General features: G+C 31.6%; 15 protein-coding genes. 3 read left to right on the top strand and 12 right to left on the bottom strand.

All coding sequences use genetic code 11. From position 1 onward, the window contains the following. Positions 1-238: 238 nt before the first annotated feature. On the top strand, positions 239-1,147 hold the full coding sequence (locus Q4Q34_RS07900; RefSeq protein WP_303316718.1) for an ABC transporter ATP-binding protein: 909 nt from the start codon (positions 239-241) through the stop codon (positions 1,145-1,147). Between the two features lie 162 nt (positions 1,148-1,309). Here the strand turns inward: Q4Q34_RS07900 and Q4Q34_RS07895 are convergent, their stop codons facing one another. Then, positions 1,310-2,830: a PI-PLC domain-containing protein gene (locus Q4Q34_RS07895; RefSeq protein WP_303316717.1), complete on the bottom strand. Its 1,521-nt coding sequence runs from the start codon at positions 2,828-2,830 to the stop codon at positions 1,310-1,312. Positions 2,831-3,175: 345 nt separating this feature from the next. Here Q4Q34_RS07895 and Q4Q34_RS07890 point away from each other — a divergent pair, with 345 nt between their 5' ends. Next, positions 3,176-3,730, top strand: a complete 555-nt coding sequence (locus tag Q4Q34_RS07890; RefSeq protein WP_303316716.1) for an RNA polymerase sigma-70 factor — start codon at positions 3,176-3,178, stop codon at positions 3,728-3,730. A gap of 72 nt (positions 3,731-3,802) precedes the next feature. Here the strand turns inward: Q4Q34_RS07890 and Q4Q34_RS07885 are convergent, their stop codons facing one another. The 9 genes from Q4Q34_RS07885 to pdxA form a co-directional block, all read right to left on the bottom strand. After that, positions 3,803-4,264, bottom strand: a complete 462-nt coding sequence (locus Q4Q34_RS07885; protein WP_303316715.1) for a GreA/GreB family elongation factor — start codon at positions 4,262-4,264, stop codon at positions 3,803-3,805. Beyond that, positions 4,242-4,952, bottom strand: a complete 711-nt coding sequence (mtgA, locus tag Q4Q34_RS07880; RefSeq protein ID WP_303316714.1) for a monofunctional biosynthetic peptidoglycan transglycosylase — start codon at positions 4,950-4,952, stop codon at positions 4,242-4,244. The genes Q4Q34_RS07885 and mtgA overlap by 23 nt, the downstream gene beginning before the upstream one ends. A 30-nt stretch (positions 4,953-4,982) precedes the next feature. Next, positions 4,983-6,098 (bottom strand): NAD(P)/FAD-dependent oxidoreductase, encoded by a 1,116-nt coding sequence (locus tag Q4Q34_RS07875; RefSeq protein WP_303316713.1) that lies wholly within the window; start codon positions 6,096-6,098, stop codon positions 4,983-4,985. 132 nt (positions 6,099-6,230) lie between these two features. Continuing rightward, positions 6,231-7,586, bottom strand: a complete 1,356-nt coding sequence (gene accC, locus Q4Q34_RS07870) for an acetyl-CoA carboxylase biotin carboxylase subunit (protein WP_303316712.1) — start codon at positions 7,584-7,586, stop codon at positions 6,231-6,233. A gap of 86 nt (positions 7,587-7,672) precedes the next feature. Next, the gene (accB, locus tag Q4Q34_RS07865) at positions 7,673-8,155 is read right to left on the bottom strand and encodes an acetyl-CoA carboxylase biotin carboxyl carrier protein (RefSeq protein ID WP_303316711.1); all 483 of its coding nucleotides are present in this window, start codon (positions 8,153-8,155) and stop codon (positions 7,673-7,675) included. 22 nt (positions 8,156-8,177) lie between these two features. Then, complete coding sequence (locus tag Q4Q34_RS07860; RefSeq protein ID WP_303316710.1) at positions 8,178-9,176, bottom strand: beta-ketoacyl-ACP synthase III; 999 nt, start codon at positions 9,174-9,176, stop codon at positions 8,178-8,180. Between the two features lie 179 nt (positions 9,177-9,355). Next, complete coding sequence (gene rpmF, locus Q4Q34_RS07855) at positions 9,356-9,556, bottom strand: 50S ribosomal protein L32 (RefSeq protein ID WP_135877381.1); 201 nt, start codon at positions 9,554-9,556, stop codon at positions 9,356-9,358. 9 nt (positions 9,557-9,565) lie between these two features. After that, a complete protein-coding gene (locus Q4Q34_RS07850) occupies positions 9,566-10,102 on the bottom strand; it encodes a YceD family protein (RefSeq protein ID WP_303316709.1) in 537 nt (178 codons plus the stop codon). A 79-nt stretch (positions 10,103-10,181) separates the two neighbouring features. Next, positions 10,182-11,222: a 4-hydroxythreonine-4-phosphate dehydrogenase PdxA gene (gene pdxA, locus Q4Q34_RS07845; protein WP_303316708.1), complete on the bottom strand. Its 1,041-nt coding sequence runs from the start codon at positions 11,220-11,222 to the stop codon at positions 10,182-10,184. A 75-nt stretch (positions 11,223-11,297) separates the two neighbouring features. On the opposite strand from pdxA, the gene Q4Q34_RS07840 reads away from it, so the two are divergent. Beyond that, on the top strand, positions 11,298-11,894 hold the full coding sequence (locus Q4Q34_RS07840) for a riboflavin synthase (RefSeq protein WP_303316707.1): 597 nt from the start codon (positions 11,298-11,300) through the stop codon (positions 11,892-11,894). Positions 11,895-11,903: 9 nt separating this feature from the next. Here Q4Q34_RS07840 and Q4Q34_RS07835 read toward each other — a convergent pair whose 3' ends face one another. Together Q4Q34_RS07835 and Q4Q34_RS07830 are read right to left on the bottom strand one after the other, a co-directional pair. Continuing rightward, positions 11,904-12,098 carry a PID-CTERM protein-sorting domain-containing protein gene (locus Q4Q34_RS07835; protein ID WP_303316706.1) on the bottom strand — a complete coding sequence of 65 codons (195 nt, stop codon included), beginning with the start codon at positions 12,096-12,098 and terminating at the stop codon, positions 11,904-11,906. Positions 12,099-12,667: 569 nt separating this feature from the next. After that, on the bottom strand, positions 12,668-14,356 hold the full coding sequence (locus tag Q4Q34_RS07830) for a right-handed parallel beta-helix repeat-containing protein (RefSeq protein WP_303316705.1): 1,689 nt from the start codon (positions 14,354-14,356) through the stop codon (positions 12,668-12,670). Positions 14,357-14,678: the final 322 nt, after the last annotated feature.

The following is a 14,678-nucleotide window of genomic DNA, read 5'->3' as shown; positions in this document are numbered from 1 at the left end:
TGCGATACGATTAATGAATAAATAACTGGTAGTAACATTGTGAATGAGCAATAACGGTTTAAGTGACGATATGGTATGTAAAGACCACATAATCCTAAACAGTTATATATAAAAATAACAGAATAACTAGGCGCTGTTTGGTATTGCGGATAAGTATTAGTTATTAAAAATCGATAAACAAAACGTCAATCTTACCTGAGGAGATTTTTTATGCTATTTTTGCACCTCGATACAGGTTATGCTTCAGGTAAAAAACATATCATTTCGCTATAAAAAACAGGCTGTTTTAAACAACATTAGTTTCAATGTTAAAACGGGAGAACACATTTCTATTATAGGAGAAAGTGGTTCTGGTAAAAGTACCCTTCTGAAATTACTTTACGGCACTTACGATTTATACGAGGGACATATTTTTTGGAACGATATTGAAATTTTAGGGCCTAAATATAATCTAATTATTGGTCCAGAATTCATGAAATATGTAGCCCAGGAATTCGACTTGATGCCTTTTATTACCGTTTCTGAAAATATTGGTGCCTTTCTATCTAATTTCTACCCAGAAGAAAAGCAAGATCGCATTAACGAGCTATTAGATGTTGTAGAATTAAAGCCTTTTGCAACGACAAAAGTTAAAGAATTAAGCGGCGGACAAAAACAACGCGTAGCTTTAGCCAGAGCTATTGCAAAACAACCTGAAATAATTTTATTAGACGAGCCTTTTAGCCATATTGATAATTTTAAAAAACAATCTTTACGTAGAAGTTTATTCAAATACTTAAAAAAAAAGAACATTACCTGTATTGTGGCTACTCACGACAAGGATGATGTATTGTCATTTTCAGATAATATGATTGTGCTTCATAATTCAAAAATCATAGCTAAAAACACACCTCAGAAACTATATAATAAACCCAAAAACAAACTTATAGCTTCTTTTTTTGAAGAATTTAATGAGATAGATGGTAAAATCACCTATGCCAATCAACTAGAAGTTGTTGATAAATCCAATTTAAAAACCATTGTAAAACATTCATATTATAAAGGATTCTATTATCTAATTGAGGCCGATTTGAATGGGAAGATTATATTCTTTGAGCATAATACTCAACTTGAAAATGGCAAAATTGTCTTCGTAAATCATATTTAAGAATTTATTTTTAATTATAAAGCATACCGTCTTTTTTGAACTGTATAACCTTAAATAATGTCAACACTTTTAACCATTAGAAATAAGAAACCAGAGTAATTTAATACCCTGGTTTTTAGAACTAGTTAGTTTATAATTTCTCTTACTAAATGGCATAACCATCTAATAAAAAAGCATCTTCTTAACAAAAAACTCGCCTTCTATAAGTTCTTTTATGACATAAATCCCTTTTAAATTTTTAGTTGTATTCCACTCAATCTTTGAGGTTCCTTCAATTATTTTTGGAGCCATTGTGTCAATTAATCTTCCTGACAAATCATATAATTTAGCTTCTATGACGCTATCAATATTCGTCTTATTATTAAAGATTATTTTATCTTCTAAAGTTTCCAAATTAGTAATCAATATATTGTCATTACCTTCAACTGTTTTTCCATCATCTATTTTTGATGTATTTTTTCTAGTTGCATTAATGTTTACAACAAATGTTTCACTGTTATTTCCTTTGTAATTACCTACATTTATAAATTCAGGAGAAAATGTAAAATCAGGGTGTTCAAAAAATATAGCACGGTTATCATTAACTCTTGCTGGTAAAGAATAGAATAAATGCCATTTTGCTCTTACACCTTTATACGCTACGTCTTTAACTTTTTCCCAGGAACCATTTCGAAATTCAGCAACATATGCTTTAACACCCCTTACATGATTACTAGGATTTGCAACGTCTATAAACCTCCCTCTAACTTCATTTATTTTATTTAAATTATTTATTTGAGTCAATGCCAGACTACCATTGGAAAGACTGTAGTAATCTACAGCTATAGAAGGGCGGTGTCCAAAATAATACCATGCATTTGTTGCTTTAACCCACACTCCCGCATTTGCTTCTTTAGATTTATTAACGTCTCCATTGTATGTTGGAGCATCTCCAGCAAAATGATTAATTGTTAGAATTGTTTTATGGTCTATTCCTCTTTCTACACGAAATTTATCTCTGTCTGCAAGTTCACTTACCTGACCTGCACGATACGGATTTTGAGCCGTATGCAAAAATTCATATCGATACAAATCACTATTATAATTTGTCCCAGTAAAAATAACTAGCTGCTTGTCTGCATCCAACATTTCCTGAATTGTAGGGTAGACATCAGAGCCTGCGCCCTTTGGTCTATTAACACTTTCAAAGGTTTTATGATTATAAATAAATCGCGACATATTTTTATAACCGTTTCGTCGTCCAAAAAAGATATCATTTAAACCAGATATACCTAAATTAGGACCACTTTCTATATGAAGTGTAATAATATCTAATGGATGGTTTTCCAGCCAATTTCCAATAATATTATTGAAATCCTTAGCATCCATCATACACATATTTGGACTACCGTGTTTCAATCTAAGTTCGCCATTTACACGATATATATCCACCATAAAATTTCGAATACCATCTTCTAATTGTTTTTGGATTCCTCTACTCTGATTTCCTCCTCCAAGACAACCAAAAAACCCGCCAGGACCATCTGTCCTATTATTGTTAGCGTTATGTGTTATTAACCATGAAACTTCATCATACCTCCGTTGAGAGTTTATGCTGCTAGCTCCTTGAGCAACGCTTTCAGTTATAAACACAAAATTTACAACTAAAAATACTACTAATTTAATCTTGTTTACTTTTTTCATTTTTATAATATTTAAATAGGTTATTTGATTTAGGTTTACTGTAATTTCATACACCTATAAGACAAGTAATTTGTAGTACTACTATGACATCTGTTTTCTGATTTAACAATAAAAAAATATAGTTAACACTCAGGAAACACATTGATTATTCTAAATAAATGTTAAGTTCATTTTTTAGAAAACAATAAAGTAATTTATCGAGCTAATGGTAGCTTCTTTCATTTTCAAAAACAGAAAAAAACATTTTGCTAGATTAAATTTTAATCAGAAATGCCATAACAATTATTTAATAAATAGCATTAAGGCTTAATGCTATTTATTTAGTTTTTTTGAAGAAAATAGTTTATGCCTAAATTGCCCCAAGATTTAGAATTATTTAAAAAGCTTCAAGAAGAGAATAGCACAGAATTCTTAAATATTATATTCCTGAAATATCATGATATACTACTAACTTTTGCTATACGTTATCTAAATAAAGTAGATGCAGAAGAAGTTGTATCTGATATTTTTTTTCTGTTATGGCAAAAGAGAAAACAAATACATTTAAAAACATCTCTTAAAGGCTATTTATTGTCAACCACACGCAATAAGTGTATTAATACTATAAAAAGACAACATGTTTTATTAGAAGATATTGCAAAAATAGATTATACCATAATCGCTAACACTCCTATTAGACCTGATCAATCTATAGAATATGAAGAAATAAAAAAATTATTAGATTTTTTTATTGAAAAACTTCCCTCAAAATGTAAACTGATTTTTAAATTAAACAGAGAAAATAACCTTAGTTACAAGGAAATAAGTAATGAATTAGACATCTCTATTAATACTGTAAATACACAGATGTATAGGGCTTTAAAGTTTCTTAAAGAAAAAATTATTTTCGATACTGTCTAATAATTTAAAATATATTGAAAACGTTATTATTACTCACGAATATTTTAACATCGAAGTTTTAAGGTATGAAACTTAAAATATTTTTATAATCTTAAACTTCTGTTCTCTAAAAACAATCGTGTCATCAACGCTTTTCCCAATCAGCAATGCCCCAATAGGCGTACTGGGAGAAATAGCATAAAACTGAACTCCATCAATAGTTAACTCCCCAGCGCTAATAGCTATAAAATAATTGGCCTGTGAGGTGTAGACAACGCTTCCTAAACCAACTACTTTTAGTGTTTTTGAAACATCTATTTTAAATAGAATTTCTTTAATTTTTTGAATCTCTGCCAGTTGATTTCCTGCTTTTTCACGTTCTAGCTGTAGCATCGCACGTCCCGTTTCATGTTTATCGCCTGCACTGCTTTTGGTTTCTGAAGTTAATGAAACCTGAATTTCGTTTATGGTATTCTGCACAGTTTGAAGCCTTCCATTTATAATATCCAAACATTGCAAATAAAGATCTTCTTTAATTTTTAAGGCGTTTTCCATCTTTCTTAGAATAATCTAATGGTCCAAAATAATTCATTTGTTTTACAATCCAAACCTTTCTGGCTTGAATGTAATTTGAAGCCGGGTTTGCTTTATAAACTCTTGGGTTTGGCAAAATAGCAGCAATGGCAGCGGCTTCTAATTGTGATAACTTACTTGCTGATTTTTTAAACCAATACTGTGACGCTTCTTCTGCTCCATAAACCCCGTGCCCCATTTCTATACTATTCAAATAAACCTCGATAATACGTTCTTTAGACCACATCCATTCAATTAAAAAAGTAAAATAGGCTTCTAAACCTTTACGTAACCAACTACGTTGCGGCCATAAAAAAACGTTTTTTGCTGTTTGCTGGCTTATCGTACTAGCTCCTTTTAGTTTTTTACCTCTTTTATTGTTCTCATAAGCTTTTTCAATAGCTTTTATATCAAATCCTTTATGAGTTAAAAAGTTTTGATCTTCACTACAAATAACTGCCAATTGTAAGTTCTTGGAAATATTATCAATCGATACCCAATCATGTTTCCAAAGTGTTTCTTTTTTATCATCTGATGTTTCAAAACATCTTATTATCATAAGTGGCGTAGCAGGAACAGGCACCCATTTATATAGAAAAACAAGCCCTACAGATAATACAATGAACCACAGTATAATTTTAAATATGAATTTGAAAAAATGCTTTATCAACTTGAATAGTTTATTTTCTAAAATTACTTTTTACACAGAAACCAAATCTGCTAAACCCTTTCCAACTAAACTCCCAATAGCAACTCCCATACCTCCTAAACGAACACCACAGAACACATGATTTGACAACTGTTTCACAACCATCTTTTTCTGATTCCCCAAGCCCATAATACCACTCCACCTATGATCAATTTCAAAACTAGTTTCTGGTAAAATAGTCATTTTTAAAAGTGTTTCTAATTTATTTTGAATTAAGTCTGTTTGGTTAAACTCCATGGTTTCTTCTCCTTTAAAATCTAGATGCCTACCCCCTCCAAGTAAAATTCTATCATCAATATTTCTAAAATAATAGTAGCCCTTATCTAAATGAAAAGTCCCTTGTATATGAAGCTTTTTTATAGGCTTTGTAATTAGCACTTGTGCACGAGCCGGTGTTACATTTTCGTCTATTAATTGTGATGCAAAACCATTAGTAGCAATTAATAATTTAGACGTTGAAAACTCAAATTGATCGGTTTTTATTTTTACTGCATTGATATTTTCTGAAAAACTTTCAACAGTTATATTATTAAGAATTTTTATCCCTTTTTTTAACACTAATCCCGTTAACGACAACATCATTTTTCCCGTATCAATTTGTCCTTCAAATGGATTGAAAATATATTGACTCTTTATATTCTGAAATTTAAAACTATTGGGCTTTATACTAAAAACAGCTTCCTTAAATATGGGTTGAAGCAATTTGTTGATATGTTCTTTTTTTGAAAGACATTCTTCTAATAAACTATTTTCTTTTGTAAACAACTCATAACCTCCAAGTCCTTTATAGTTAATGGTTTCGTCTCCTAAAGTTTTACGTAATAATTGCAATCCAACAACTCGTTTTTTTACGAGTTCTATAACGTCTGCTTCGGTATGCGACTTTAAATCATCAAGAATTTCACTCAAGCTGCCAAAGCAAGCAAATCCAGCATTCTTAGTACTTGCTCCTTGAGGTAAAATACCTTTTTCCAGTATCAGAATATTAGCTTTTGGAAAACGCTCTTTTAAATTTAAAGCGCAGTTTAATCCAACAATACCACTACCTACAATGGTAAAATCGACATTAGTTAACCAGCTTTTTATTTCCCAATAGGATAAGTCCATTTTACGAAGTTACTGCTTTCATACTAAGTGTGGAAACACTTTGACTCACTTCGGTATAAAAATAGCTTAGCTTTTGTTTTGAATAAAGAAACCCCATAAAAAAACTCCGAAATTGCTTTCGGAGTTTATAATTTATTCTTCTGTTGTTTCTTTTTCTATTACGAAGTCTTCCATAAACTTAGTCGTATAGTTTCCAGCTAAATAATCTGGATGATCCATAAGTTGCCTATGAAATGGAATCGTCGTTTTAATACCTTCTATTACAAACTCATCTAAAGCTCGCTTCATTTTATTAATGGCCTCTTCTCTAGTTTGCGCTGTTGTAATTAATTTAGCAATCATAGAATCGTAATTAGGTGGTATCGCATAACCGGCATAAACATGTGTATCTAAACGTACTCCGTGACCTCCTGGGGCATGTAACGTTGTAATAACACCTGGCGATGGACGAAACCCATTAAACGGATCCTCTGCATTAATACGACATTCTATAGAATGTAGCTTAGGTGTGTAATTCTTTCCGGAAATTGGCACCCCAGCAGCTACCAAAATTTGTTCACGAATTAGATCGAAATCTATTACTTGTTCCGTAATAGGGTGCTCTACCTGAATACGTGTATTCATTTCCATAAAATAGAAATTACGATGTTTGTCTACCAGAAACTCTACAGTCCCTGCGCCTTCGTATTTAATATATTCTGCAGCTCTAACAGCTGCTGTTCCCATATCATCACGAAGTTTTTTTGTCATGAAGGGAGATGGTGTTTCTTCTGTTAGTTTTTGATGACGACGTTGTACGGAACAGTCTCTTTCTGATAAATGACAGGCTTTACCTCTAGAATCTCCAACAATCTGAATTTCGATATGTCTAGGCTCTTCAATAAGCTTTTCCATGTACATATCGTCATTTCCAAATGCTGCTTTACTTTCTTGTCTAGCAGAATCCCATGCATCTTTTAAATCTTCTGGTTTCCACACGGCACGCATTCCTTTTCCACCACCACCAGCAGATGCTTTTAACATGACTGGGTAACCTGTTTCTACAGCTATTTTTTCACAATCTTCAAAGGTCTCTATAATCCCATCACTTCCTGGAACACATGGCACACCTGCAGCTTTCATAGTCGCTTTAGCATTCGCTTTATCTCCCATTCTATCAATCATCTCTGGAGAGGCTCCTATAAACTTTATGCCGTGTTCTTCACAGATTTTTGAAAACTTAGCATTTTCAGATAAAAAACCATATCCTGGATGAATCGCATCAGCATTTGTAATTTCTGCTGCCGCTATAACATTAGACATTTTTAAATAGGATTCACTACTTGATGGTGGACCTATACAAACAGCTTCATCTGCAAATTTAACATGTAAACTTTCCTCATCAGCAGTTGAATAAACAGCTACCGTTTTGATACCCATCTCTTTACAGGTTCTTATAACACGTAATGCTATTTCACCTCTATTGGCTATTAATATTTTTTTGAACATAACTTGTTGAATTAAAAATTACAAATTCCAATCGCCAAATTCCAAACATTGGATTTCGAGATTTGTATATTGGAATTTTTAATAGGTTATGACGGGTCTACTAAAAATAGTGGCTGATCAAATTCTACAGGTGAAGAATCATCAACTAATATTTTAACAATTTTTCCTGAAACTTCTGATTCAATTTCGTTGAAAAGTTTCATTGCTTCAATAATGCATAATACATCTCCTTCAGCAATGGTTTGTCCAACCTCAACAAATAAAGGTTTATCTGGTGATGGTTTTCTATAAAAAGTACCAATAATTGGCGACTTAATTGTAATATATTTTGAATCTTCTGTAGCAGCTGGTTCGCTTGCTTTAGTAGGTGCAGCTTCTGTTGCTACGGGTTGTGCAGCAATTGGAGCTGCTTGAGGTATATGAGTTGCAGGCACCTGATGTACGATAGTTGTATCTGATTCTGATCCTGTCTTTATGGTGATTTTAATATCATCCATCTCTAATTTAACCTCACTTGCACCAGACTTGGCTACAAACTTGATTAAGTTTTGAATCTCTTTTATATCCATAATTTTTGCAATTAGTTAGTGGTTAGTTTGAATTATATGCCCATTTTAAATAAATAGACCCCCAATTAAATCCGCCTCCAAAAGCGGCAAATATTATATTATCTCCTTTTTTAAGTTTCGATTCGTAATCGTTTAAAAGCAATGGTAAAGTAGCAGATGTAGTATTTCCATACTTCTCTATATTCATCATTACCTTTTCTTCTTCTAATTCTATACGTTGTGCTGTAGCATCAATAATTCGTTTATTTGCTTGATGCGCTGCTAGCCAGGAAACTGTATCTTTCGTTAAGTTATTACGTTCTAATATTTTAACAGTTGCATCTGCCATATTAAATACCGCATTCTTAAACACCGTTCTTCCTTCTTGAAACGCATATTGCCCCCCTTTTTCCATAGATTCTGACGTTAACGGAAATGAAGACCCTCCATAAGTGGCTTGTAGAAACTCTCTACCTGTACCATCACTTCTTAAATATTCATCTTGAAGTCCCAAATTTTCCTCATTAGGTTCAAACAAAACAGCACCGGCTCCATCACCAAAAATGATACAAGTAGCTCTGTCTTCATAATTAATAATGGAAGACATTTTATCTGCTCCTATTAATAACACATTTTTATACCTGCCAGATTCTATATAACTCGCTGCTACAGACATTCCAAATAAAAAGCTAGAGCATGCCGCGTCCATATCGAACGAGAAAGCGTTAACAGCTCCAATATTAGATGCTGTATAGGCTGCAGTTGATGCCGCTTTCATATCTGGTGTTGCTGTGGCAACAATAATAAGTTCTATATCTTTGGGATCAATGCCTTTTTTATTAATAAGGTCTTGAGCAGCCTGGATGGCTAAATAAGAAGTCCCTTTTCCTTCGTCTTTAAGAATTCTACGCTCTTTAATTCCTGTACGAGAGGTAATCCACTCGTCATTTGTGTCAACCATGGTCTCAAGAATTTGATTAGTTAACACATATTCTGGTACATACGCACCTACAGCTGTAATTGCTGCTGAAATTTTACTCATAACTTTATAGTTAATTCGACCAAAAAATCATTAAAATTGGACAAAAACGTTCAAATTTTGGTGAAAACTACTAAATTTTAGTTTAATAACACACAAATTAATTGTTTTTGTCTTAGAAAAAACACTTCATAAAAAAAAACGCTCACATGTGAGCGTTTTATTATATGCATGCATACTATTTATGCTACGTTTTCTACTTCTGAGTTGTCAATTAATACTTGACCTCTGTAATACAATTTTCCTTCAAACCAGTGAGCTCTATGGTATAAATGAGGTTCACCTGTTGTTGGGCAAGTAGCAATTTGTGGCGCAGTTGCTTTGTAATGAGTTCTTCTCTTATCTCTTCTTGTTTTTGAGATTTTTCTCTTAGGATGTGCCATTTTCTATCTTTATTTATCCGTTAATAGTTTTTTTAATGTATTCCAACGAGGATCTATATCCTCTTTTTCTTTATCTTCTTTAAGCTTTGGGCTTAATTCTTCTAATTTTTTAAGTATGTCTGAATGTAATGTTCCATCTTCAACGCCTGGATGTACTCTTTTGGTAGGTACTGCAAGCACAACCAATTCATAAATATATTGTTGTATATTAATTTCGTAAGTCCCGTGAGGTACTATTAAAATATCAACATGCTCATCATTGTACTCATCTCCAAACTTCACTACTAAATCAAACTCGTTTTCTATAGATTGATTATATGGTTCGTTTGTTAAGTCGCAATTAACATTAACCCAGCCTGAAACTTTAAAGTGTAACTCAAGTAATGTTGCCTTTTTTTCTAGCTCAACATTGATGTTGATGTTCACATCATTAAACTCTTCATACTCAAAATGTTCAAAGAACGCCTGTTCTATTTTGTACTCAAAAAGATGCTTTCCTATTTTTAACCCTACAAAAGGAATTATAAACGCTTTCAATGGCTTCATTCTCTCATCTATTTTGAGCCTGCAAATATATGAATTTTTATTTATGCAACATTACTTATAAACATTTTTTTGTTTATATCTATTTGTTTGCTTTTTTCAGCGGATTTGAGATAAGTTCTTCATAATCAAATCTATTCCTGTATATCTGTAATGCTGTAAAAACGGCTTCTTTAAATGAACTTGAATCGGCCTTTCCTTTTCCTGCTATTTCATAAGCTGTACCATGATCTGGAGAAGTTCTTACTTTATTTAATCCTGCTGTAAAATTAACACCTTGACCAAAAGATAATGTTTTAAAAGGAATTAAACCCTGATCGTGATATGTGGCAATTATTGCATCAAAATTTTTATAATTATCAGACCCAAAAAAGCTATCAGCCGCATATGGCCCATACACTAATTTCCCTTCGTCTTTAATTTTTTTAAGTGTAGGTCTTAAAACAACATCATCTTCACTACCAATGACACCATTATCACCAGTATGCGGATTAATTCCTAAAACTGCAATCTTAGGTTTACCTATTTTAAAATCTCTTTTAAGGGAATCATAAACCGTATTTATTTTTTTTATAATCAAATCCTCGGAAATGTGTTCAACAATGTCTTTTACGGGCACATGATCTGTTAATAACCCAACTCTTAATGATTCCGTTACCATAAACATTAAACTTTCCCCATCTAATTGTTGTGCTAAATAATCCGTGTGTCCTGGAAATTTAAAGTCTTCTGATTGAATATTATGCTTATTTATTGGTGCTGTAACTAAAACATGAACATCATTATTTTTTAGCGCTTTTGTTGCTGCTTCTAAAGATTTTATAGCATACTCACCTATTTTAACATCTTCTTTTCCAAATTCAATTTTTACAGGATCATTCCAACAGTTAAATACATTAACTTTCCCTTTGGCTAATTGATTTATATTGCTAATGTTATGAAAATTGATACCAGATTTAAAATGAGTTTTAAAAAAATTCATGGTTTTTGCTGAGGCAAAAATTACCGGAGTACAAAAATCTAAAATCCTTGCATCTTCAAATGTTTTTAAAACTATTTCTCCACCTATACCGTTTAAATCTCCTATGGATATTCCTACTATTATATTTTCTTTTTGTATCATTAAAATAACAACTTTTGTTTGTAATTTTGAATTTCATTCAGCATGGCAAATTTAACCAAATAAACAGAGAATAATATGTTTACAGGAATTATTGAAGATATAGGCATCGTTTCTAATTTAAAAGAAGAATTGGATAACCTTCATATATCCATTAAAAGCAATATAACAACTGAATTAAAGATTGATCAAAGTGTTGCTCATAATGGCGTATGCTTAACTGTAGTTAATATCAATAATGATGAATATACCGTTACTGCTATAAAGGAAACATTAGATAAAACAAGCCTAAATACTTTGAAACTTAATGATAAAGTAAATCTGGAGCGCGCTATGAAATTAGGCGATAGACTTGATGGGCATATTGTACAGGGGCATGTTGATCAAACGGCAACTTGCACAAATATAGAAGAAGCAAACGGCAGTTGGATATTTACTTTTACTTACGATACGTCACTTAATAATATTACTATCGAAAAAGGATCTATAACTATTAATGGCACTAGTTTAACCGTAGTGAATTCAAAAAAAGATAGCTTTAGTGTAGCTATTATACCATATACATATGAACATACTAATTTTAACACCTTTAAAGCAGGTACTATTGTAAATTTAGAATTTGATGTTTTAGGAAAATACGTTGCTAAGCTAGTAGACTTAAATAAAGAGAATTAGCGACAATGATTACTTTTTATTATTAATCATTAATTTTCTAACCCCATAAAATAAGGCAAAAATTACACCAAGCAATACGCCTCCGTCTATAGGAAGACCTATAGGCGCTGGTGGTCCTGGAGGAGGAGGGTCTTGAGCAACGCACACAAAGCTTATTAATACAAATAAGATAGAGGTTAATATTCTTTTATTTAGTACTGTCATCGGGACACAAATGTATTAAAAAAAGCGAGGTTACAAAAAAAAGATGCCATTATTCATAAAAAAACATCCATGAAACGTTATAAATCATCGTTGAAATACATGTTTTTTATCTTTTACCTGACTATATTAATCAACCTTTATAGACAAAAAAACAACTGTAAATAAAAATAATTCCTCGTTTTATTTTACATGGCAAATATATATAATTTAATGGTAAAACAAACTAAAACACAACAATCTCATTATAAATTTCTTGTAATAGTAAAACACTGGAATTTAGGAATTCTTCATTCAATAGGACAGATAGCACGATATAATTTTGTTTGCCTATTATTTTAGCCTCCAAATGAAACTTTTTATCATTTCGGAAGACGAAAAAAGCCTTTTCTATTTGTGGAATTCCAAAGATATTTTCACCTCAAAAAAAGTATTATTTCTTTTCTTCACTGATACAGGAATCTATCTGGCCTCCAGAAGTCAAAAGCCATAATTAAAATTTGTAACTGTGTCCTGATAAATTATTACGAATTGCCTGCTATTATTTGAAAACAATATTTCGTTTTTCTCTTTTATTCTTCTACAATTTTAGCAGAATTAAAACGTTTTTTTACTCCTGAATCACCATTTGAAATCCCTTCATAGAAACGTTTAATTGCTTTTCTATAATGCTCTTTTTTAGGCATTTCACTTCTGTATTCATCTATATATAATCCAATTTCATCAAATGGAATATTCGGATATTTCATTTCATTTTTAAACTTAAAGCTCATGTTTTCATAATCCACAAAATCATTCATAGAAACACATTTATTGTTTTTTATACTTGATTTTGTAACAACTATAGAATCTACACGATAATCAATTATCTCATCGAAAGATTTTTTATTGTTGTAATAAAAATTATTTTCAATGGTATGGTGAATCGGCCAAAAACGACCAAACTTCAAAGTATCACTTAATATGGTATTCATAAGAGGGTATTTTTCTTTCCAAGGTGAGTTAGCCCAACCTTTTTCGCCTGTGTAAGCCTCAACTCTACCTATATAATCTTCTTTAGTTCCTCGACGAGGATGATTAAGGTCAGCTTTTATTTCTTTTTGAATTTGAAATATCTCATTCCCCAGACTTGTAGCAAAATAAGCACCTCGGTCTCCTTCTAAAAAAACATTTTCTTTTAAAGTATGACCGGCCCCTCCACACATAGAAATTCCTTTCGAAGCAGATTTATAAAAAACATTACCTACACAGGTTGCCCCAGATTGACCATCATCCAAGTGTAAACCGGCACATTCTACTTTATCAGAAATAGGTATTAGATGATGGAAAAAATTGTAACGATATATATTTCCAAACCCTCCTAAATCCCCCCCAGAATAAATAGCTCCACCATCTCCTTCATCAAAACCAATATTAAATAATTCATTATATTCAATAATATGATCATTACCTTTTACAACCATAGACCGTCCTAAGGAATTATGAATTAGGTTATTTCTAAAAGTATTACTAACACCTTTTAAGGTGATATTTACCTTTTTGTGTTTGAAATTATTTTGATAAATATGGCAATTTTCAACAACATTATAACCTGGTATAATCTCATTTGGGGATCTTACGCCTCCATCCAATTTTACATGAGTATCCAAATCAATTAAATCACATCCTTTTACTCTATTACTATTACCTGAGACATCAACTCCTATTGCAGTAGAATTTGATATTTTAGCTGATGCTATTAAGTTATGATCTCCTGTGATTTTATAAACACTCCCACTTCCCACATTTTTAACGGATAATCCAATCACTTTCACAAAACTTGTTCCTTCTAAAGTCAAAAACCCATCTGCCACCATTATTTTATCAATCGCCGACTTAGTTAATGGAGTTTTTTTCCTGTTTTTGATTGTATTAAATTTTTCTGAATCAATTAGCATACTTCCGTCAAACAAAACATTTTCTCCTACTACTGCCTGAATAGTTATTGGTGCTTCTCTGGTTCCTTTAAATTCTTTGCTCAATACTATTGGTCTATCAAATTGATAAACACCTCCTAATACATTGATTTTTATACCATCTTTGGGAAGTCTTTTTTCTTTTAATAGTTTAGAAATATGATTTATTCCTGCTACGAAAGATAAAGGGTCTGATTTCGTGCCTGAACTAGTTTGATTTCCTTGTGGAGATACATAAATTTCGTTGGAATCACAACTAGTTAATACCAGTAGCAATATACTTATAACTAAAAGATTTTTAAGCATTATCATTTTTTAATTAAACTAACTTTTTTATTTCCTAAATGAGCTTTGATAAATTATATCATTGCCCTTCATACTTTTTGAAATCACTTATTGTATGATTAGTTCATAATGAGGATGTTTACTAGCACCCCCCATGTTAGTTAAAACTATACCATTTTAGGTATAATCTTTCTCCATAATTATAATATTATGGAGTATATTTTGCCTCAAAAACTTTCACTTTTAACTGCTTATTTCAAAAAAACCTGGTATATCAATTTACGTTTTTGATTACCATTATTAAGCTCACTTAAATAACTCTCTTTAATATTTTTTATTGCAG

Source organism: Flavivirga abyssicola, from assembly GCF_030540775.2.
Lineage (GTDB): Bacteria > Bacteroidota > Bacteroidia > Flavobacteriales > Flavobacteriaceae > Flavivirga > Flavivirga abyssicola.
This window is presented reverse-complemented; position numbering and strand designations above follow the sequence as displayed.